The following is a 21,658-nucleotide window of genomic DNA, read 5'->3' on the forward strand; positions in this document are numbered from 1 at the left end:
GAGCAGTGTAAAAGAAAAGGATTAAAAAATGACAAATAAAAATGCTTATGCCCAATCTGGTGTAGATGTTGAAGCGGGTTATGAAGTTGTTGAACGGATCAAGAAACACGTTGCTCGTACGGAGCGTGCGGGTGTCATGGGAGCTCTTGGTGGTTTTGGTGGCATGTTCGACCTTTCAAAAACAGGTGTTAAAGAACCTGTTTTGATCTCAGGGACGGACGGTGTCGGTACCAAACTCATGCTGGCTATCAAGTATAACAAGCATGACACGATTGGGCAGGACTGTGTGGCTATGTGTGTTAACGATATCATCGCTGCAGGTGCTGAGCCCCTTTACTTCCTAGACTATATCGCAACTGGTAAAAATGAACCAGCTAAACTAGAACAAGTCGTTGCTGGTGTGGCTGAAGGTTGTGTACAAGCCGGTGCAGCCCTTATCGGTGGTGAAACGGCTGAAATGCCCGGTATGTATGGTGAGGACGACTATGATTTGGCTGGGTTTGCTGTCGGTGTTGCAGAAAAATCTCAAATCATCGACGGTTCAAAAGTGGCAGCAGGGGATGTGATTCTGGGGCTTGCTTCAAGCGGTATCCACTCAAATGGTTACTCACTTGTTCGTCGTGTCTTTGCGGATTACACAGGTGAAGAAGTTCTCCCAGAATTGGAAGGAAAAAAACTGAAAGACGTTCTTTTGGAGCCAACTCGTATCTACGTCAAAGCGGCTTTGCCACTCATCAAAGAAGAATTGGTGAATGGAATTGCCCACATCACAGGTGGTGGTTTCATCGAAAATGTACCTCGTATGTTCGCAGATGACTTGGCTGCTGAAATTGATGAAAGCAAAGTGCCAGTCCTTCCAATTTTTAAAGCTCTTGAAAAATATGGCCAAATCAAACACGAAGAAATGTTTGAAATCTTCAACATGGGTATTGGTCTCATGCTTGCGGTTAAACCAGAACATGTGGAACGTGTCAAAGAACTTCTTGACGAACCTGTTTATGAAATCGGTCGTATTATGAAGAAAGATGGCGCAAGTGTGGTGATTAAATAATGGTGCTATCACCATTTTATACGGAGAAATTGTAGAAAGGAATGTTTAGTTAGCAAGCCTAACTGAACACGGGACTCATTTTCTAGGAAAAAAGAGAAATCATTTTGTGTGCAAGCACCCAGCAATGATTTCCTATTTTTCTACGAAACTGTTCGGCTAGCCGAAACGTCCCTTTGTATCGAATATGAAAATTGCTGTTTTTGCCTCTGGCAACGGCTCAAACTTTCAGGTGATTGCGGAACAATTTCCGGTAGAATTTGTCTTTTCAGATCATCGGGATGCCTATGTCTTAGAACGTGCTAAAAACCTTGGCGTGGTGAGCCATGCCTTTGAACTCAAGGAATTTGACAATAAAGTAGCTTATGAAGAAGCTATCGTCAAACTCTTGGATGAACACCAGATTGATTTGGTTTGTTTGGCCGGTTATATGAAAATCGTTGGCCCCACCTTGCTAGCAGCTTATGAAGGCCGTATCATCAATATTCACCCAGCTTATCTCCCTGAATTTCCAGGTGCTCATGGTATTGAGGATGCTTGGAATGCAGGCGTTGCTGAGAGCGGTGTGACTATCCATTGGGTGGATTCTGGCGTTGATACCGGTAAGGTTATTCAGCAAGTGCGCGTGCCGCGCCTTGAAGGGGATACCCTTGATACTTTCGAAACTCGCATCCATGAAACAGAGTACAAGCTCTATCCAGAAGTCTTGGAACGTTTGGGAGTGGAGAGGAAGTAAGAAGGAAATCAAGTTTTGATTGTGTAATCTTGGTAGGAGAAAAATGATTAATCTAAAATTAGTAGATGAGAGCAGTTTTCAGACAGTGCTGGATTTGAAAATATCTGAAGCTGATGAACGAGCACGTTTTGTAGCTCCCAATGTTCGTTCTTTAGCTGACGCATGGCTCTACCGAGAGAATGGGGATGTGTTTCCAATGGCAATCTATTGGAATGAGCTAGTAGTTGGTTTTCTACTGTTGGAAATAGATAAGGATGAAGCAGAATACTTTATCTGGCGGATAATGATTGGCCAGCAGTACCAAGGAAAAGGTTATGGACGAAAAGCCTTGGAAGTTCTGATCAAAGAGGCTCAGATGGATAGAGATTGCAACCATATTATCGCAGATTATGTAGTTGGAAATGAAAAAATGAAGTACCTGCTGACTAGTTTGGGTTTTCAGGAAACAGGATTTATAGAAGAAAATAACGAAGTCGCTATGCGCTTGGATCTAAAGAAAGAGGAATAGAATGACTAAACGCGCACTAATTAGTGTTTCAGACAAAGCGGGTATTGTTGAATTTGCCCAAGAACTTAAAAAACTTGGTTGGGACATTATCTCAACTGGTGGTACTAAAGTTGCCCTTGACAATGCTGGGGTGGATACCATTGCCATCGATGATGTGACTGGTTTCCCAGAAATGATGGATGGTCGTGTGAAGACTCTTCATCCAAATATCCACGGAGGTCTTCTTGCTCGTCGTGACCTCGATAGCCACCTTCAAGCGGCTAAGGACAATAAGATCGAATTGATCGACCTTGTTGTGGTCAACCTTTATCCGTTCAAGGAAACTATTCTCAAACCAGACGTAACTTACGCTGACGCGGTTGAAAACATCGATATCGGTGGACCATCCATGCTTCGTTCAGCAGCGAAGAACCATGCTAGCGTAACAGTTGTGGTAGACCCAGCTGACTATGCTGTGGTGCTTGACGAATTGGCAGCCAAGGGCGAAACAAGTTACGAAACTCGCCAACGTTTGGCAGCGAAAGTCTTCCGCCATACGGCAGCCTATGATGCTTTGATCGCAGAATATTTCACTTCTCAAGTGGGTGAAGAAAAACCTGAAAAACTCACTTTGACTTATGATCTCAAGCAACCAATGCGTTATGGTGAAAACCCTCAACAAGACGCAGACTTCTACCAAAAGGCCTTGCCAACGGATTACTCCATTGCTTCCGCTAAACAGTTGAATGGGAAAGAATTATCCTTCAACAATATCCGTGACGCTGATGCCGCTATCCGGATCATCCGTGATTTCAAAGACCGTCCAACTGTTGTGGCCCTCAAACACATGAACCCATGTGGGATCGGTCAAGCTGACGACATCGAAACTGCTTGGGACTACGCTTATGAGTCTGACCCAGTATCCATCTTCGGTGGTATTGTCGTTCTCAACCGTGAGGTGGACGCTGCGACAGCTAAGAAAATGCACGGTGTCTTCCTTGAAATCATCATTGCACCAAGCTACACAGACGAAGCGCTTGAAATCTTGACAACTAAGAAGAAAAACTTGCGGATCCTTGAGCTGCCATTTGACGCTCAAGATGCTAGTGAAGTGGAAGCAGAATACACTGGTGTTGTTGGTGGTCTCCTCGTTCAAAACCAAGACGTGGTGAAAGAAAGTCCAGCTGACTGGCAAGTGGTGACGAAACGCCAACCAACTGAGACAGAAGCGACAGCTCTTGAGTTTGCTTGGAAGGCGATCAAGTACGTCAAATCAAATGGGATCATCGTGACCAATGACCACATGACCCTTGGGGTTGGCCCAGGTCAAACCAATCGTGTGGCATCTGTCCGCATCGCTATTGACCAAGCCAAAGACCGTCTTGATGGTGCTGTTCTTGCTTCAGATGCCTTCTTCCCATTTGCAGATAATGTGGAAGAAATCGCTAAAGCAGGGATTAATGCGATCATCCAGCCAGGTGGATCAGTTCGTGACCAAGAGTCAATCGAAGCGGCTGATAAATACGGCTTGACCATGATCTTCACAGGAGTGAGACATTTTAGACATTAATCAAAAAAGGCACGCATCAATGGATGGTGCCTTTTTTGTTGGTTAAGAAGACCTTAATCTGGGTAGATGTAGGTGACGGTTCCCCAGATAGGGTTGGTCGGATCGAACCAACCGCGGAAGTTGTCGATATAGCGATGGCCGTTGTAGTTAGCCTCTTGGATCTGAATTTTTTGGTCATGTTCGACGTCCGTAACCAAGGCGACATGGCCATATCCTCCATTGTCCCAACAGGCGATAGCGCCGACCTCTGGAGTGTCTCCTGTCCGGAATCCAGCAGCGCGTGCACTAGTTGCCCACATGCCACCGTCTCCCCACCAGTTGTGGGCCCAAGGGGCTAATTCTTTGGCTCCCCAGGTGCACTCACCAATGGGATAGGTGTTTCCCGGATGTGTTGCGAGTGGAGTGAGCTTTAGCTTTGCCTTTTCTACTTGAAATGTAGTGGGGAATAGCCCCTTTAATTGTCCCTGGCTTTTCTGGTATACGTGGAGATGAAATAGACCACTTCCCTTGTGTTTTTGAGCCTGAAAGCGAAGTTGGAAATGTCCAGGTGCAATCTTCTTTGCGGTATACCAGACCAGATCATCCTGCCCATTTTCTTCAGACCAGATGGGGAAGACAATTTCGTCAACGTCTTCGAATAACTTCAGGTCTACCTCAAATTCTTGTGAGGAGATGGGTGTAATCGTGATTTTGGGCTGGGAAGAAGCCAGGTCTTTTTGCTGGACGCTGGTCGTGAGAGGGTAAAGACCGGTTAACTGTTCATTTGCCTCCACCCCATAGACATGGACATGATAAAGTCCGGCTTGATCAGAATGGTTGGTCAATGGCACTTGTAGGTCAAATCCCTTGTCACTGCGTTGCACAGGATACCAAATCAGGTCATCTTGACCATTTTGGTCAGACCAGACGGGAACTTGGATCTTTTGATATTTATCCGGGACGTTTCCAAGATGAATCATCAGCTGCCCTTTTTCGGCATAGATAGCATTGGTCGCTTGATCTGCATGAGCAATAGAGGCTTGCATCCCCCATGTCGCACAAGTCAGTACGACAAATTTTTTGATTGTTTGCATAATACTCCTTTTCGTCAATTAGTAGGTCTCACCTATACTATTCGGAAAAAAATGAGAAATAGGAGAAAATAGCAAAAAATGTTTGGATTCTACTGAAAATAGGAGACTTTTGCTGAAATCATTAGAATAAAACGAACGATTATGATATAATTTAATAAAATAATTCGCAAAAGAGGTTCGAGATGAAACTTTTGGTTGTTGGATCTGGCGGTCGTGAGCATGCGATTGCTAAGAAATTGTTGGAGTCTACAGACGTTGAGCAGGTTTTTGTGGCTCCTGGTAATGACGGGATGCGATTAGATGGTCTGGATTTGATCAATATCGGAATTTCCGAACATTCTAAGCTGATTGACTTCGCAAAAGTCAACGATATTGCTTGGACCTTTATCGGTCCAGATGATGCCCTTGCGGCGGGGATCGTGGATGACTTCAATGCAGCTGGTCTCAAGGCTTTTGGTCCGACCAAGGCTGCAGCTGAGCTGGAGTGGTCTAAGGATTTTGCTAAGGAAATCATGGTCAAATATGACGTTCCGACAGCAGCCTATGGAACCTTTTCAGATTTCGAGGAAGCCAAGGCCTACATCGAGGGAAAAGGTGCTCCAATCGTCGTCAAGGCAGACGGCTTGGCCCTTGGGAAAGGTGTCGTCGTTGCGGAGACAGTTGAGCAAGCAGTTGAAGCTGCTCACGAGATGCTTTTGGACAATAAATTCGGTGATTCAGGTGCGCGTGTGGTCATCGAGGAATTCCTTGACGGGGAAGAGTTCTCTCTCTTTGCCTTTGTTAATGGGGACAAGTTCTACATCATGCCAACGGCTCAGGACCACAAACGTGCCTACGATGGTGACAAGGGTCCTAACACTGGTGGGATGGGTGCCTATGCGCCAGTTCCTCACTTACCACAGAGCGTGGTTGACACAGCGGTTGACACCATTGTCAAGCCAGTTCTTGAAGGCATGATTAAAGAAGGTCGTCCGTACCTTGGTGTCCTTTACGCGGGACTTATCTTGACAGCTGACGGCCCTAAAGTCATCGAGTTCAACTCACGTTTTGGCGATCCTGAAACGCAAATCATCTTGCCTCGTTTGACATCTGACTTTGCGCAAAACATCACTGACATTTTGGATGGCAAAGAGCCAGCCATCACTTGGACGGACAAGGGTGTGACATTGGGCGTAGTTGTAGCCTCAAACGGTTACCCACTGGCTTATGAGAAGGGTGTCAAACTTCCAGCCAAGACAGAGGGCGACATCATCACTTACTATGCTGGTGCTAAATTCGCTGAAAATGGCCAAGACCTCCTCTCAAACGGCGGACGTGTCTACATGCTGGTTACCACAGCAGACACCGTCAAAGACGGCCAAAACATTATCTACAAGGAACTCGATAAACAAAACACAGAAGGCCTGTTCTATCGTACGGATATCGGTAGCAAGGCGATAAAAGATTAACAGATACTAACTTTGTCATGGCGAGCGAAAGCGAGCCGAACTAAGACCATTATCAAAAAAAGAAAAAGGATTAAAAATGAAACCAGTAATTTCCATAATCATGGGCTCAAAATCCGACTGGGCAACCATGCAAAAAGCAGCTGAAGTCCTCGACAACTTCGGTGTCGCTTATGAAAAGAAAGTTGTTTCCGCCCATCGGACGCCCGACCTCATGTTCAAACATGCCGAAGAAGCACGTAGCCGTGGCATCAAGGTCATCATCGCGGGTGCAGGTGGCGCAGCTCACTTGCCAGGGATGGTTGCTGCTAAAACAACCCTTCCAGTTATCGGCGTACCCGTCAAATCACGTGCTCTTAGCGGTGTAGATTCGCTCTATTCCATCGTTCAGATGCCAGGTGGGGTACCTGTTGCAACCATGGCAATCGGTGAAGCTGGTGCGACCAACGCGGCCCTCTTTGCCCTTCGTCTTCTTTCAGTAGAGGATCAGGCTATTGCGACAGCGTTAGCAGATTTCGCAGAAGAACAAGGAAAAATCGCAGAGGAGTCTACAAATGAGCTCAACTAAAACCATTGGCATCATCGGTGGTGGCCAGCTCGGTCAGATGATGGCAATCTCAGCTATCTACATGGGCCACAAGGTTATCGCCTTGGATCCAGCAGCGGATTGCCCAGCCTCTCGTGTGGCGGAAATCATCGTGGCCCCTTACGACGACGTAGACGCCCTTCGTCAGTTGGCTGATCGCTGTGATGTTCTCACTTATGAATTTGAAAATGTCGATGCTGACGGTTTGGACGCTGTTATCAAAGAAGGACAGCTCCCACAAGGAACTGACCTGCTTCGCATCTCCCAAAATCGCATTTTTGAGAAGGACTTTCTTTCCAACAAAGCACAAATCACTGTGGCCCCTTACAAGGTCGTAACTTCTAGCAAAGACTTGGCAGATATCGACCTCTCGAAAAATTATGTCCTTAAGACAGCGACCGGTGGTTACGATGGCCATGGTCAGAAGGTCATTCGCTCAGAAGCAGACTTGGAAGAAGCATACACTTTAGCGGACTCAGCAGACTGCGTTTTAGAAGAGTTCGTCAACTTTGACCTTGAAATTTCGGTCATCGTGTCTGGAAATGGCAAGGACGTGACGGTTTTCCCCGTTCAGGAAAATATCCACCGCAACAACATTCTTTCAAAAACCATTGTACCCGCTCGCATTTCAGAAAGTCTAGCTGAAAAAGCCAAGGCCATGGCAGTGCGAATCGCAGAACAACTGAACTTGTCTGGTACACTTTGTGTAGAAATGTTTGCGACAGCTGATGATATCATCGTCAACGAAATCGCGCCACGCCCACATAATTCAGGGCACTACTCAATCGAAGCTTGCGACTTTTCACAGTTTGATACCCATATTCTAGGAGTTCTCGGAGCACCACTTCCTGCTATTCACCTCCATGCGCCTGCTGTCATGCTCAATGTACTCGGCCAACACGTCGAGGCTGCTGAAACATATGTGACAGAAAATCCAAGCGCTCACCTCCACTTATATGGTAAACTAGAAGCAAAGCACAACCGAAAAATGGGACATGTGACCTTGTTTAGTGATGAACCAGATAAGGTTGAAGAGTTTGGAAAAGGGATTGATTTTTGAAATGACAGAAGAATTTGATGAATTGCTGGATGATGAAATAACGACCGTAACACTGACTTATACGGACGATTTGATTGTTCCAGAGATTGCGGATAGAGAGGGGATTCATATTTTAGACAGAGCTGGCAATCAGCTAGTCTTAGAATATTCTTGTTCCGTGAAGGAAGTTAAGGATTATCTGAGTAGTTACGGTCTGCCTAGACATCCTGAGAGAATTTCATTTGAATTTTCTATACATGAAGACTCAGAAAATGATAATCTTTAAAGCTAAATGGAGACCAGTTTATGATTCAAATTATTGTCAACGCTTTTGTTAAACAAGAGAAGCCAGACAACTACTGAAGGAAAGGGATTGATTTTTAAGTGAAAATCGCGATTCTAGGACTTGGAGTCATCGGGACCACTTATGCCTACGCCTTTCAAAAAGCAGGCCATCAAGTAGAGCACGTACTGAAAGATAGTAAGAAAAGCACTGCTCCGAAGGAGTTGTCGGTTGATCTACTAGATGGTCGCTATCATTCCAAGGGTGAAAACAAGCATGATACCTATGAGGTTCATGTGGCGGAAGCTGATTCGGAATATGATTTTATTTTTCTGAGTGTGCGCCATGGGCTTGTCAAAGAAGCTGTGGAGACCTTGCGAAAAAATAATATCAAAGGCACTCTCGTTTTCTTCTGCAATTTCTGGAATACACGAAAAGATGTCCAAGAGTGGGCAGGAGATTATGACTATATTCTGGCCTTTCCGACAGCGGGAGGTCACATGCAAGAGGATCATTTGGATGGTGTCTTGTTTGACCATTTAATGCTAGAAGGTGAGCAAAAAGCACACATTTCTAACTATGCTGATTTGACGACTTTGCTGACTTCTGCAGATTTGAAGTGGGAAGTACCTCATGATATGGTCGAGTGGATTTGGATTCATATGGCGATTAATGCGGGTGTTACTTCGACAGCTGCTCGTTCAGGGAATCTGGAAAATCCAGAAGAATTGGCTCTGAACTTGATGAATAGTTCTTCGGAATTATCATTAGCTATCAAGGCCATTCGAGAAGCTTTGAAAGTTGTAGAAGCGCGTGGTGTGAATTTGAAACTTTATAAGGCAGAACTCTTACCCTACAAAATTCCGGCTTGGATAGCCGGCAAAGCCATGAAAGTTATGTTTGCGAAAAATGAGCTAACCCGAAAAATCATGACCTTACACAATGATAAACAGGACATCTTCTATTGTTGTCAAAGTGTTTATCAGACTGGTCAGGAGTTAGGTGTGAAGATGCCTATTCTGGAAGCAAACATGAAGGGCATTTCGATTTAGGAGGTTTTATGATTCAACTCATTGTCAACGCATTTGTTGAAAAAGAAAAGACGGGAGCAGTCGTCGAAGTCTTGTATGCTAGTAGCGATCACGAAAAAGTGAAAGCTAAGTATGAAGAGCTGACTGCTCAATATCCTGAAAACTATTTAGCAATCTATGATCTGCCGCTGGATACGGATTTGAATACACTGGATCATTATCCGTCAGTGTGGATTGGGAAAGAAGAATTTGAATAAAGTGATTGCCAGTTGCTAACTGATGTGAAACATCAAAAGAAAGGAAAATAAAAACATGATCGAACGTTACTCTCGCCCAGAAATGGCGAACATTTGGACTGAAGAAAATAAATACCGTGCTTGGCTTGAGGTGGAAATCTTGGCTGACAAAGCATGGGCTGAATTGGGAGAAATCCCTAAGGAAGATGTGGCTTTGATTCGCGAAAAAGCGGACTTTGACATCGACCGTATTCTTGAAATCGAGCAGCAAACACGTCACGATGTGGTGGCCTTCACACGTGCGGTTTCTGAAACGCTTGGTGAAGAGCGTAAGTGGGTTCACTATGGTTTGACATCTACTGACGTGGTCGATACGGCCTATGGTTACCTCTACAAACAAGCCAACGATATCATCCGCAAGGATCTTGAAAACTTCCTCAACATCATCGCTGACAAAGCGAAAGAACACAAGTTCACTATCATGATGGGTCGTACCCACGGTGTGCACGCTGAGCCGACAACATTTGGTTTGAAATTGGCGACTTGGTACAGCGAAATGAAGCGCAACATCGAGCGTTTCGAGCATGCGGCTGCTGGCGTGGAAGCTGGTAAGATTTCTGGTGCGGTTGGTAACTTTGCCAACATCCCACCATTTGTTGAAAAATACGTCTGCGACAAATTGGGTATCCGTGCTCAAGAAATCTCTACACAGGTCCTTCCTCGTGACCTTCACGCTGAGTACTTTGCAGTTCTTGCGAGCATCGCAACTTCTATCGAGCGGATGGCGACTGAAATCCGTGGTCTTCAAAAATCTGAACAACGTGAAGTGGAAGAGTTCTTTGCCAAAGGTCAAAAAGGATCTTCAGCAATGCCACACAAACGGAACCCGATTGGTTCTGAAAACATGACAGGTCTTGCGCGTGTGATCCGTGGTCACATGGTCACAGCTTATGAAAACGTAGCCCTTTGGCACGAGCGTGATATCTCTCACTCATCAGCTGAGCGCATCATCGCACCAGATACAACTATCTTGATTGACTACATGCTCAACCGTTTCGGAAACATCGTTAAGAACTTGACAGTCTTCCCAGAAAACATGATTCGCAACATGAACTCTACATTTGGTTTGATCTTCAGCCAACGTGCCATGTTGACTTTGATTGAAAAAGGGATGACACGTGAGCAAGCTTACGACCTTGTTCAACCGAAGACTGCCCAATCATGGGATAACCAAGTAGACTTCAAACCACTTCTTGAAGCAGATCCAGAAGTAACTTCACGTCTCACTCAAGAAGAAATCGACGAAATCTTCAACCCAACTTACTACACCAAACGGGTGGATGAAATCTTCGAACGCATCGGTTTGGGTGACTAATCGCAACGAAAAAGGGAATTTGAAAAATAGACGAAAGAGGCTGGGCAAAAACTGTCCAGCCTTTGATGTTTGATAAGACTAACTGCAAGACGCAGTGGTTGATTGGTCTCTACTACGCTGATTTCATCAGCTTTTACAGCCCTACTCAACTGTGCGGAGGTGGGACGACGAAATCGAATTCTAACGAATTACCGATTTCTGTCCCACTCTCTTTTTAAACTTTTTATAGCTAAACTATCACTAATTATATATATTTTTAAAGAGGTCTTTAGAAATCGTTTTCAACATGCTATACTGGAGCTATAAAAAAGACCGAGATGTCTCAGTCTTTTTGGTTCTTAGTGATCGCGGTCACAGGAGATGAACTTGATCTTGTAGTAGTCACCGCGTTTATAGGTTTCCGTGTATTCAAGGATTTGGCCAGTAGCTTCTAACTTGGTCGTCTTCACTTGTTTGACCGTTGGGAAATTTTCGTCGATCTTCAATACTTTAGCAACCTTGCTTGGTGTAGGAAAGACGATTTCGTTGACTTCTTCGAAGTGCTCATCATTCATATGAATGTGATAGTCTTCTTTGAAGCGATCATAGATAGAGCTGTAGTATTCCAAATTTGGATAGTTTGGATTGATGTATTGTTCAGGAATATAGGTTTGGTGGAAGATATAGGTATCATCCCCTGTCTGGCGAGTCCGTTCGATCTTATAGTAGAACTGCGTTGGGTTGAGGCCTAGTTTGTCTAGGATGCTCAAGGTATTTCCACGTTTAATAGAGAGAACTTTGACTTTGGCCTTTTGGATTGGGAAGGTTTCAACATCTGAAAATTCTACCAGTTTGTGTTTTCGAGCACGAGAAACAAAGGTTCCCTTTCCTTGCTGACGGACAATGTAGCCATCGGCGGCGAGGTCGTTCAAAGCACGGACAACGGTGATAGAGCTGACATCATAAATTTTGATGAGTTCAGCTTCCGTATAAAATTTATCTCCATTTTCAAATTTTCCGGAGATAATTTGCTGCTTCAATTCATCTTTGATGTGTTGGTACTTTGGAATTGCCATAGTGCTACCTCTCTTTAGATTTCTCTTATTTAACCCTATTTTAACATATTTTTTATAAAAGTGTTGACATTTTTTAAATAATTTATTATATTAATAAATGAAAAGGGTTACATATAAGAAAGGGGGGCGTTTATGGGAGTTTTTGAGATTCGCGATGCTTTCTATTTAAAAGGTCAACCCTTCAAGATTTTGTCCGGAGCGATCCATTATTTCCGAATTGACCCAGCAGACTGGTATCATTCCTTGTATAATCTAAAGGCTTTGGGGTTTAACACGGTTGAGACCTATGTCCCTTGGAATGCGCATGAACCCCGCAAAGGGCAGTTTGACTTTAGTGGTCGATTGGATCTAGAGCGTTTCATTCAAACCGCCCAATCCCTTGGACTTTACATGATTGTAAGGCCGTCGCCCTTTATCTGTGCAGAGTGGGAATTTGGTGGATTACCAGCCTGGCTCTTAGAAGAAGACCTGCGAATCCGCTCATCAGACCCAGCCTTTATCGAAGCAGTGGATCGTTATTATGATCGCTTGCTTGGCTTGTTGACACCCTACCAAGTGGATCAGGGTGGTCCAATCCTCATGATGCAGGTGGAAAATGAGTACGGCTCTTATGGAGAGGATAAGGATTATCTTCGTGCCATTCGGGATTTGATGAAGGAAAAAGGCGTGACCTGTCCTCTCTTTACATCAGATGGACCATGGCGAGCAACGCTAAGAACAGGAACCTTGATCGAAGAAGACCTCTTTGTGACGGGAAACTTCGGTTCCAAAGCAGCCTATAACTTCGGTCAGATGAAAGAATTCTTTGACGAATACGGCAAGAAATGGCCCTTGATGTGTATGGAATTCTGGGATGGCTGGTTTACCCGCTGGAAGGAACCCGTGATTCAAAGGGACCCAGAGGAGTTGGCAGAAGCTGTCCATGAGGTCTTGGAGCTTGGTTCCATCAACCTCTATATGTTTCATGGCGGAACCAATTTCGGCTTCATGAATGGTTGCTCAGCTCGGGGAACGCTCGACTTGCCACAGGTGACGTCCTATGACTATGGGGCTTTGCTCAATGAGCAGGGAAATCCGACGGAGAAGTATTATGCTATTCAAAAAATGATGGCGACCTATTATCCGGAATACCCACAGCAGGAACCGCTCATCAAAGAGAGTTTGCCAGAACAAACCTTGCAACTGGCAGCCAAGACTAGTCTTTTTGGAAATCTGGACAATCTGGCTCAGGTTGAGACCAGCCTTTATCCTGAAAAGATGGAAGAGTTGGGGCAAACCACAGGTTATCTCCTATATGAGACAGACCTTGAGTTGGATGCGGAAGAAGAAAGACTGCGCATCATTGATGGTCGGGATCGGGTACAGATTTACCTGGATGATCAACATGTAGCAACGCAATACCAAACAGAGATCGGTGAAGATCTTTTTATCAAAGGAAAAAAGAAAGCGGTTACGAATTTAAAAATCTTGCTTGAGAATATGGGACGTGTCAACTACGGGCACAAGCTCTTAGCTGATAGCCAGCACAAGGGCATTCGCACAGGTGTCTGTGTAGATTTGCACTTCCATCTTCATTGGAAGCAGTACCCACTGGATTTACAAGATCTCAGTCAGCTCGATTTTTCAAAGGAATGGCAGGCAGGTGCTCCAGCATTTTACCGATATGATTTTCAGCTGGACCACACCCTTGATACTTATCTGGATATGACAGAATTTGGGAAAGGGGTCGTCTTTGTCAATGGCCATAACCTTGGCCGCTTCTGGGAGGTCGGACCGACCACTTCACTTTACGTGCCTCATGGTTTCCTCAAAGAAGGAGCCAATAGCCTGATCGTCTTTGAGACAGAAGGGCGTTACCAAGAGACACTTCAACTTGTTCAACAACCTACATTCAAAGAAGTAAAGGGGGAAAACTTATGACTATTGTAGGATGCCGTATCGATGGACGTTTGATCCACGGGCAGGTAGCCAATCTTTGGACTACCAAACTAAATGTTTCACGTATCATGGTGATCGATGATGAAGTCGCTCAAAATGATATTGAAAAAAGTGGCTTGAAACTAGCGACACCACCTGGTGTTAAGCTCAGTATCTTGCCAGTCGCAAAGGCTGCGGAAAATATCTTGGCTGGAAAATATGATAGCCAACGACTCTTTATCGTAGCTCGCAAACCTGATCGTTTCCTTCGTTTGATCGAAGCAGGCGTTCAGCTTGAAACGCTGAATGTCGGCAATATGTCTCAATCTGATGAGACACGTGCGATTACCCGCTCGATCAATGTGGTGGACGCGGACGTGGAAGACTTCAACAAGATCCACGAAAAAGGTGTAAAGATTACGTCTCAGATGGTGCCAAACGACACTGCAGAAGACTTTATGAAGTTATTAAAGTAAAAGAAAATTTTTAGGAGGAAATTGTCATGATACAATGGTGGCAAATTTTACTACTTACTTTGTACTCAGCTTATCAAATCTGTGATGAGTTGACGATTGTTTCATCAGCAGGATCACCAGTCTTTGCTGGTTTCATTACAGGACTTGTCATGGGGGATTTAAAGACAGGTCTATTTATCGGAGCTTCTCTTCAATTGACAGTGCTCGGTGTAGGTACTTTCGGTGGAGCTTCTCGTATTGACGCAACATCTGGTGCCGTTCTTGCGACTGCCTTCTCAGTAGCAAAAGGGATTGATCCAGAGATTGCTATTGCTACAATCGCTGTGCCGGTAGCAACTTTGTTGACCTACTTTGATATTCTTGGTCGTATGACTACAACTTACTTCGCTCACCGTGTAGATGCTGCGATCGAACGTTACGACTATAAAGGAATTGAACGCAACTACCTTCTTGGTGCTGTTCCTTGGGCTCTTTCTCGTGCCCTTCCAGTCTTCTTCGCGCTTGCCTTTGGTGGTTCTTTCGTAGAAACTGTTGTTACAGGTCTTGCTAATGTACAATGGTTGGCAAACGGTCTGAAACTTGCAGGTCAAATGCTTCCAGGTCTTGGATTTGCGATCTTGCTTCGTTACCTTCCTGTTCGTCGTAACCTTCACTATTTAGCACTTGGCTTTGGCTTAACAGCAATGTTGACAGTGCTTTATAGCAATGTTCAAAGCCTTGGTGCTGCAGTGTCTAGCATTGTTGGTTCTGATGTGTTCGCTAAACTTCCAAAAGAACAAGCTATTACTTTTGTTAACAACTTCAAGAGTGTATCTATGATTGGTATTGCCATCATCGGTATCTTCCTTGCAGTACAACACTTCAAAAACAGCCAACGTACAGTTGTAGCTGCTCCAGCAAGCAATGTAGAAAGCGGGGAAATTGAAGATGACGAATTCTAATTACAAACTAACAAAAGAAGATTTTAAACAAATTAACAAACGTAGCCTCTTCACCTTCCAATTGGGTTGGAACTACGAACGGATGCAGGCTTCTGGTTACCTTTACATGCTTCTTCCACAATTGCGGAAAATGTATGGAGACGGCACACCTGAATTGAAAGAAATGATGAAATTGCATACGCAATTCTTCAATACTTCTCCATTCTTCCACACTATTATCACTGGTTTTGACCTTGCTTTGGAAGAAAAAGATGGTGTCAAATCAAAAGATGCGGTGAACGGGATCAAGACAGGTCTCATGGGACCATTTGCCCCTCTTGGAGACTCTATCTTTGGATCTTTGGTACCAGCTATTATGGGTTCAATCGCAGCAACTTTGGCTGTTGCAGGAAACCCAGCCGGTATCTTCTTGTGGATCGCTGTGGCAGTTGCTTATGACATTTTCCGTTGGAAACAATTGGAATTTGCCTATAAAGAAGGGGTTAACCTCATCAACAACATGCAAAGTACCTTGACAGCTTTGATCGACGCAGCTGCCGTTCTGGGTATCTTCATGGTTGGTGCCTTGATTGCCAGCATGATTGGTGTTGAAGTTTCTTGGACTCCACACATTGGGGACAAAGCGATTGAAATTCAAGATATGCTCAATTTGATCTTCCCACGCTTGGTTCCAGCTATCATTACAGGTGTAATCTACTGGTTGCTTGGACGTAAGGGTATGAACTCTACAAAAGCTATCTTGCTCATCATCCTTGCAGCAATCGCATTCTCAGCATTTGGCCACTTCTTCTTTGGAATGGCATAATGGAGTAAGGTATGGCAAAACAGTTAGTATTGGTCAGTCATGGTCGCTTCTGTGAAGAGCTTAAAGCGAGCACAGAGATGATTATGGGACCACAAGAATCCATCCATACGGTTGCACTCTTACCAGAAGAAGGACCAGAAGACTTTACTGCTAAATTTGAAGCAACAGTCCAAGGTCTAGAAGACTATATTGTATTTGCAGATCTCTTGGGAGGAACTCCTTGCAACACTGTGAGCCGCTTGATCCTTGAGGGACGTGCGATTGACTTATACGCAGGGATGAATCTTCCGATGGTCATCGAATTCATCAATAGCAGCCTGACTGGTAATGAAGGGGACTACCCTGAACGTGCAAAAGAAAGTATTGTCAAGGTCAATGACCTCTTGTCAAACCTTGATGATGATGAAGATGAGTAGGTTGGTATGGGAGTCTGGGAGCATCATCTCAGGCTCCTTTCCCATTTATCAACGTTAGATTGTAGAAAGGAACAACAGTTTCTATGTTAGACTATACAAAAGAAGACTTGCAGGAGCTAGGAGCAGAGATCACAACACGTGAGATCTACCAACAACCAAGTGTTTGGAAAGAAACGGCTCGCTTGTACCAAGAAAGAAAAGCGGAAATAAAAGCTTTCTTAGAAAAAGTTGGGCAAGAGCATGACTATATCAAGGTCATCTTGACAGGGGCAGGGACCTCAGCCTATGTGGGCGATACCTTGGTTCCTTACTTGCAGGAAGTCCACGATGAACGCCACTGGAATTTCCAATCCATTGCGACGACGGATATCGTAGCTCATCCTCAAACCTATTTGAAAAAAGAGGTTCCAACGGTTTTAGTATCTTTTGCCCGGAGTGGCAATTCGCCAGAAAGTGTCGCCACCGTGCAGTTGGCTCAAGACTTGGTTGATGAGCTCTATCAGATCACCATTACCTGTGCCGAAGAAGGGAAACTGGCCCAGCAGGCCCACGGAGATGAGCGCAATCTCTTGCTTCTCCAACCTAAAGAAACCAATGATGCCGGCTTTGCCATGACCTCTAGCTTCACCTCCATGCTCTTGACAGCTCTCTTGGTCTTTGATCCAAGCGAGGAAGAAATCAAGGAAAAACGAGTAGCAGAGATGGTTCATCTGTCTGAGCAAATCTTGGAGCAGGACCGTGAGGTCAAAGAAGTGGTCGATCTAGACTTTGAGCGCGTGATCTATCTGGGAGCAGGACCTTTCTTTGGCCTAGCCCATGAAGCTCAGCTCAAGATTTTGGAATTAACAGCAGGCAAAATCGCAACCATGTATGAGAGTCCTGTCGGTTTCCGTCACGGTCCGAAATCCCTCATCAATGCCCAGACCCTCGTTTTGGTCTTTGGATCCATTGATCCTTATACCCGTCAGTATGATCTGGACTTAGTTCGCGAAGTTGCAGGGGATCAGATTGCCCGTCAGGTCGTCCTCTTGACGAATCAAGCTGCAGGGATCGAGCATGTACGGGAAGTGTTGGTGAAAGCATCAGCAGACTCCCTAGATATCTACCGTGCCTTCCCTTACATTATCTATGGTCAATTGATTTCTCTCTTAACCTCACTCAAGGTGCAAAATCGCCCAGATACGCCTTCACCAACTGGTACCGTCAATCGGGTTGTGCAAGGGGTGATCATTCATCCATTTCATAAAGAATAGCCACTAATTTTCTATAAAAAGTGGAGTGTTTCTTCTTGTGAAACTGATACAATGGAGAAAAACAGTGAGAGGAGAAGGTTTGTGAAACAGTATCAAGAAAGCGTGTTTGGGGAATGGCAGAATCAAGAGGTTCGGGCTTATCGCCTCGAAAATGATAAGGGCTACCAATTATCTGTCATGACCTATGGGGCGACGATCTTAGAATATGTGACGCCAGATAAAGAAGATCGGTTTACGAATATTATTCTAGGCTTTGATCGCTTTGAGGACTATGTGGGTAATAGCCCTAAATATGGGGCTAGTATTGGCCCGGTAGCAGGCCGGATTGCAGGGGCAAGTTTTGAACTCAATGGTCAAACCTATCACTTGGAAGCCAATAACGGTGCCAACTGCAACCACAGTGGACCAACGGGTTGGGATAGCGCTTTGTTTAGCGTGGAGTCGGTAACGGATCAGGAAATCACTCTCTATACAGAACGGGCGGATGGTACCGGCGGTTTCCCTGGAAATCTCAAGGTCTGGCTAACCTATGGTTTGACGGAAGATGGTGAACTCGAGATTGCTTATCGGGTAGAAACAGATCAAGACACCTTGGTCAATCCGACCAACCATAGCTATTTCAACCTATCTGGGGACTTCACCCAACCGATCAATGACCATGTCTTTCAGATCAACCATCAAGGGCTTTACCCTATCCATCCAGACGGTGTTCCTCTTCAGACCGTGGATAGAGAAAGTCCGGTTGTTCAGCATCTCTACCAAGCTATGCTCTTGGAGGATCTTTTTAAGGACTCTGATCCGCAAATCCGTCTGGTAGAAGGATTAGACCATCCATTTGCTCTTCCAGAAGGGCATGAAAATGCTGGCTTTCTTTACCATCAGCCATCTGGACGTTTCTTGACCTTCAAGTCAGAAGCCCCAGCCTTGGTGGTATATTCAGCCAATTTCGTAGACGAAACTGTTCATCTGCAAGGCCAACCAATGGTTCAGCACAATGGCTTGGCTCTAGAATTCCAAACAGTGCCAGATGCCATTCACAGTGACCAGGCTGAAAAGGTCATCTTGAGAGCAGGTCAAGTCTTCACCAGCAAGACTAGCTACCATGCCATCGCTAAGAAATAGATAAGAAAGAGAAGGTGACAAACAAGGATGGGAAATCTTTGCTTGGAACCTCCTCTTTTTTAGAAAAAAATTTTTTAAAAATGACTATAAGGAAACTTTAAGCTTCCCGTCGTATACTAATACCATCATCAAAGACCTCCTAACTTTGAATGATAAAACTCCTAAAACTTTTTCATAATAATCTCCCTATAAGAGCCACCAAAACCGGTGGCTTTTTTCTGGGAGTGAGACAGAACAATTTTTTAAAATTGTTCGTTGTCTCACCCCCGCACAGTTGATTAGGTAATCTTTGGAGCTATAAGAGCGAACAAAGATACCAATCAACCACTGCGTTATGTAATTATTACTAAACCTATTTCATCTAACCAAGCCTGATAGGGACGTAGACGAGCTTAGGTACATTGATGCAGTTTGAGCGGAGCGAAAACTACGTTCCTTATTCTTTACGAGCATTAGCGAGCTTAGGTACGTTGACGTAGTTCGAACGCTAGTGAGAACCAGGATCTTTAAAAAACACATTCTATTTATGGTACCGAAGGTATCATTTTTTGCTATAATAGACTGTATGAGTAGAATTTTAGACAATGAAATCATGGGCGATGAAGAGGCCGTTGAACGGACGTTGCGCCCGCAATATTTACATGAATATATTGGTCAAGATAAGGTCAAGGACCAGCTGAAAATCTTTATTGAGGCGGCTAAGCTTCGGGATGAAGCACTGGATCATGTCCTTCTTTTTGGTCCTCCGGGACTGGGGAAAACCACCATGGCATTTGTCATTGCCAATGAACTGGGTGTCAATCTCAAGCAGACTTCTGGTCCTGTCATTGAAAAGGCTGGTGACTTGGTAGCCATCCTCAATGATCTAGAGCCGGGCGATGTCCTCTTTATCGATGAGATCCACCGTCTTCCTATGTCAGTCGAAGAAGTGCTTTACAGCGCCATGGAAGATTTTTACATCGACATCATGATTGGCGCTGGGGAGAGCAGCCGGAGTGTCCATTTGGACCTTCCTCCTTTCACCTTGATTGGGGCGACGACCCGAGCTGGTATGCTGTCCAATCCCTTGCGTGCTCGCTTTGGGATTACGGGGCACATGGAATACTATGAGCAAGATGATTTGACAGAGATTGTCGAGCGGACCGCCGAGATCTTTGAGATGGAAATTACCCACGAGGCTGCCGAAGAGCTTTCTCTTCGTAGTCGGGGGACCCCTCGGATTGCCAACCGTTTGCTCAAACGGGTGCGCGATTTTGCTCAGATCATGGGCGATGGCTTGATTGACGATACCATCACGGACAAGGCTCTCTCTATGCTAGATGTGGACCATGAAGGGCTGGACTATGTCGATCAAAAGATCCTGCGCACCATGATTGAGATGTACGGCGGTGGCCCGGTCGGGCTTGGGACTCTATCGGTCAATATTGCTGAAGAGCGAGAGACCGTTGAGGACATGTATGAGCCTTACTTGATTCAAAAAGGCTTTATCATGCGGACCCGGACAGGGCGCGTGGCGACCCGCAAAGCTTATGAACACCTGGGTTATCCCTACAATGGAGACTAGAAGAAGATGCTGACGGAAGAAGCAATAGTAGAACAAATCCAAGCGGATCCGGAGATGATGACTGTTTTGGCTATCATTCGGGATCTCAACTTGGCAGATGCCTGGTTAGCGGCGGGCGCGGTGCGCAATTTCATCTGGAACCAGCTCTCTGGAAGACCAGGGTTTGATGCGACAACCGATATGGATCTGGTCTTTTATGACCCTGCGATCAGTTATGAGGAGACTCTGCAGATCGAGCAGGAATTAAAGAAGACCTATCCCCAGTACGCTTGGGAAGTGAAAAATCAAGTCTACATGCACCAGCATAGCCCGGGGACAGCTCCATATCGCAGTGCCTGTGATGCGGTTTCCAAATACCCCGAGCAGTGTACGGCACTTGCAGTTCGCCTAAGGAAAGATGGTCAGCTAGAGCTCTTTCTCCCTTATGGGACAAAGGATATCGAAGACTTCATCGTTCAGCCGACTCCACATTTTTTAGCCAGCCCAGAGCGTTTAGCGGTTTATACAGAGCGGATGAAAAAGAAGGATTGGCAGAGTAAATGGCCTCCATTAGAGGTTCGTTTTCCAAAATAGAAAAACAGATCAGATTTGAAAAAGGAATCTGATTTTTCTTTAAAATGATGGAGCCACTTTGTCATCTTTCTGTCACATTTTTGTTATAATAGTAATAGTATGCTGGTTTTCCATAGTGGAAAGCCAAGAGCTCAGCTAGGTTGGGCAGTCCGAACAAGGAGTTAGGTGGAATCATGAAAAAAATCGTATTTGTGTGTTTAGGAAATATTTGTCGGAGCCCCATGGCAGAGTTTGTCATGAAGGATTTGACCAACCAGTATGAGATTGAGAGCCGTGCCACTTCTAACTGGGAGCACGGGAACCCTATTCACCAAGGGACTCAAAAGATTTTTCGCAGTCATGGCGTACCCTATGATGTGTCTAAAACATCCCTTCAAATCAGTGACCAAGATTTTCATACCTTTGACCTGATCTTAGGGATGGATGAAAACAATGTGGCTGACCTCAAACGAATGGCACCGCCTGGAACAGAGCACAAGATTCATCTCTTTGCAGGAGAAAGTGTTCCAGATCCATGGTACACAGGAGATTTCGAAGAGACCTATTCCAGAGTCCTGAGCGGCTGTAAGGCTTGGTTAGATCAGTTAGCAACTTCCTAAGAGTTTGATATGTGAGAGAATACAGAAT

The 21,658-nt window shown here is 45.0% G+C and carries 22 protein-coding genes and 2 pseudogenes; 22 read left to right on the top strand and 2 right to left on the bottom strand.

Features of this window, described 5'->3' with window-relative positions; translation table 11 throughout:
* Positions 1-28: 28 nt before the first annotated feature.
* The 4 genes from purM (at position 29) to purH (ending at position 3,841) form a co-directional block, all read left to right on the top strand.
* Positions 29-1,051 (top strand): phosphoribosylformylglycinamidine cyclo-ligase, encoded by a 1,023-nt coding sequence (gene purM, locus O3629_RS07620; RefSeq protein WP_371608982.1) that lies wholly within the window; start codon positions 29-31, stop codon positions 1,049-1,051.
* Positions 1,052-1,235: 184 nt separating this feature from the next.
* A complete protein-coding gene (gene purN / locus O3629_RS07625; RefSeq protein ID WP_371608983.1) occupies positions 1,236-1,784 on the top strand; it encodes a phosphoribosylglycinamide formyltransferase in 549 nt (182 codons plus the stop codon).
* 43 nt (positions 1,785-1,827) lie between these two features.
* A complete protein-coding gene (locus O3629_RS07630) occupies positions 1,828-2,292 on the top strand; it encodes a GNAT family N-acetyltransferase (protein ID WP_070590619.1) in 465 nt (154 codons plus the stop codon).
* A 1-nt stretch (position 2,293) separates the two neighbouring features.
* Positions 2,294-3,841 carry a bifunctional phosphoribosylaminoimidazolecarboxamide formyltransferase/IMP cyclohydrolase gene (gene purH, locus O3629_RS07635; RefSeq protein WP_371608984.1) on the top strand — a complete coding sequence of 516 codons (1,548 nt, stop codon included), beginning with the start codon at positions 2,294-2,296 and terminating at the stop codon, positions 3,839-3,841.
* 53 nt (positions 3,842-3,894) lie between these two features.
* Here purH and O3629_RS07640 read toward each other — a convergent pair whose 3' ends face one another.
* The gene (locus O3629_RS07640) at positions 3,895-4,914 is read right to left on the bottom strand and encodes a GBS Bsp-like repeat-containing protein (protein ID WP_371608985.1); all 1,020 of its coding nucleotides are present in this window, start codon (positions 4,912-4,914) and stop codon (positions 3,895-3,897) included.
* A 182-nt stretch (positions 4,915-5,096) separates the two neighbouring features.
* Between O3629_RS07640 and purD the strand changes: the two genes are divergently transcribed.
* The 7 genes from purD to purB all read left to right on the top strand — a co-directional run bounded on the left by purD (position 5,097) and on the right by purB (position 10,909).
* Positions 5,097-6,362 (top strand): phosphoribosylamine--glycine ligase, encoded by a 1,266-nt coding sequence (gene purD / locus O3629_RS07645; protein WP_254728427.1) that lies wholly within the window; start codon positions 5,097-5,099, stop codon positions 6,360-6,362.
* A gap of 76 nt (positions 6,363-6,438) precedes the next feature.
* Complete coding sequence (gene purE / locus O3629_RS07650) at positions 6,439-6,927, top strand: 5-(carboxyamino)imidazole ribonucleotide mutase (RefSeq protein ID WP_003015335.1); 489 nt, start codon at positions 6,439-6,441, stop codon at positions 6,925-6,927.
* The gene (purK, locus tag O3629_RS07655; protein ID WP_371608986.1) at positions 6,914-8,005 is read left to right on the top strand and encodes a 5-(carboxyamino)imidazole ribonucleotide synthase; all 1,092 of its coding nucleotides are present in this window, start codon (positions 6,914-6,916) and stop codon (positions 8,003-8,005) included. Before purE ends, purK begins: the two co-directional genes overlap by 14 nt.
* A gap of 1 nt (position 8,006) precedes the next feature.
* Positions 8,007-8,270 carry a hypothetical protein gene (locus O3629_RS07660; protein ID WP_070675972.1) on the top strand — a complete coding sequence of 88 codons (264 nt, stop codon included), beginning with the start codon at positions 8,007-8,009 and terminating at the stop codon, positions 8,268-8,270.
* 98 nt (positions 8,271-8,368) lie between these two features.
* A complete protein-coding gene (locus O3629_RS07665; RefSeq protein WP_272108639.1) occupies positions 8,369-9,319 on the top strand; it encodes a ketopantoate reductase family protein in 951 nt (316 codons plus the stop codon).
* A gap of 8 nt (positions 9,320-9,327) precedes the next feature.
* Entirely contained in the window at positions 9,328-9,555 is a 228-nt protein-coding gene (locus O3629_RS07670; protein ID WP_009731968.1) for a hypothetical protein, read from the top strand.
* Positions 9,556-9,610: 55 nt separating this feature from the next.
* Positions 9,611-10,909 (top strand): adenylosuccinate lyase, encoded by a 1,299-nt coding sequence (gene purB, locus O3629_RS07675; RefSeq protein ID WP_371608987.1) that lies wholly within the window; start codon positions 9,611-9,613, stop codon positions 10,907-10,909.
* A gap of 338 nt (positions 10,910-11,247) precedes the next feature.
* On the opposite strand, the gene O3629_RS07680 is transcribed toward purB, so the two are convergent.
* Positions 11,248-11,964 (bottom strand): GntR family transcriptional regulator, encoded by a 717-nt coding sequence (locus O3629_RS07680; RefSeq protein WP_031572835.1) that lies wholly within the window; start codon positions 11,962-11,964, stop codon positions 11,248-11,250.
* Between the two features lie 132 nt (positions 11,965-12,096).
* Between O3629_RS07680 and O3629_RS07685 the strand changes: the two genes are divergently transcribed.
* The 11 genes and pseudogenes from O3629_RS07685 to O3629_RS07735 all read left to right on the top strand — a co-directional run bounded on the left by O3629_RS07685 (position 12,097) and on the right by O3629_RS07735 (position 21,630).
* A complete protein-coding gene (locus O3629_RS07685; protein ID WP_371608988.1) occupies positions 12,097-13,884 on the top strand; it encodes a beta-galactosidase family protein in 1,788 nt (595 codons plus the stop codon).
* Positions 13,881-14,357, top strand: a complete 477-nt coding sequence (locus O3629_RS07690; RefSeq protein WP_003009322.1) for a PTS system mannose/fructose/N-acetylgalactosamine-transporter subunit IIB — start codon at positions 13,881-13,883, stop codon at positions 14,355-14,357. The genes O3629_RS07685 and O3629_RS07690 overlap by 4 nt, the downstream gene beginning before the upstream one ends.
* Positions 14,358-14,383: 26 nt before the next feature.
* Positions 14,384-15,298 (top strand): PTS mannose/fructose/sorbose/N-acetylgalactosamine transporter subunit IIC, encoded by a 915-nt coding sequence (locus O3629_RS07695; protein WP_049483971.1) that lies wholly within the window; start codon positions 14,384-14,386, stop codon positions 15,296-15,298.
* Complete coding sequence (locus O3629_RS07700; RefSeq protein ID WP_045760097.1) at positions 15,285-16,103, top strand: PTS system mannose/fructose/sorbose family transporter subunit IID; 819 nt, start codon at positions 15,285-15,287, stop codon at positions 16,101-16,103. The genes O3629_RS07695 and O3629_RS07700 overlap by 14 nt, the downstream gene beginning before the upstream one ends.
* A gap of 11 nt (positions 16,104-16,114) precedes the next feature.
* The gene (locus tag O3629_RS07705) at positions 16,115-16,519 is read left to right on the top strand and encodes a PTS sugar transporter subunit IIA (protein ID WP_150905004.1); all 405 of its coding nucleotides are present in this window, start codon (positions 16,115-16,117) and stop codon (positions 16,517-16,519) included.
* A gap of 83 nt (positions 16,520-16,602) precedes the next feature.
* Positions 16,603-17,194 (top strand): annotated as a pseudogene (locus O3629_RS07710) (SIS domain-containing protein); the annotation flags it as partial.
* 65 nt (positions 17,195-17,259) lie between these two features.
* Positions 17,260-17,772, top strand: a pseudogene (locus tag O3629_RS07715) (SIS domain-containing protein); the annotation flags it as partial.
* An 81-nt stretch (positions 17,773-17,853) separates the two neighbouring features.
* Positions 17,854-18,894 (top strand): aldose epimerase family protein, encoded by a 1,041-nt coding sequence (locus O3629_RS07720; protein ID WP_371608989.1) that lies wholly within the window; start codon positions 17,854-17,856, stop codon positions 18,892-18,894.
* A 565-nt stretch (positions 18,895-19,459) separates the two neighbouring features.
* Positions 19,460-20,458: a Holliday junction branch migration DNA helicase RuvB gene (ruvB, locus tag O3629_RS07725; RefSeq protein WP_021154208.1), complete on the top strand. Its 999-nt coding sequence runs from the start codon at positions 19,460-19,462 to the stop codon at positions 20,456-20,458.
* A 6-nt stretch (positions 20,459-20,464) separates the two neighbouring features.
* Positions 20,465-21,031 (top strand): nucleotidyltransferase family protein, encoded by a 567-nt coding sequence (locus O3629_RS07730; protein WP_371608990.1) that lies wholly within the window; start codon positions 20,465-20,467, stop codon positions 21,029-21,031.
* Positions 21,032-21,204: 173 nt separating this feature from the next.
* The gene (locus O3629_RS07735) at positions 21,205-21,630 is read left to right on the top strand and encodes a low molecular weight protein-tyrosine-phosphatase (RefSeq protein ID WP_070594674.1); all 426 of its coding nucleotides are present in this window, start codon (positions 21,205-21,207) and stop codon (positions 21,628-21,630) included.
* Positions 21,631-21,658 lie beyond the last annotated feature (28 nt).

The organism is Streptococcus sp. 27098_8_12 (assembly GCF_041432115.1).
Lineage (GTDB): Bacteria > Bacillota > Bacilli > Lactobacillales > Streptococcaceae > Streptococcus > Streptococcus parasanguinis_V.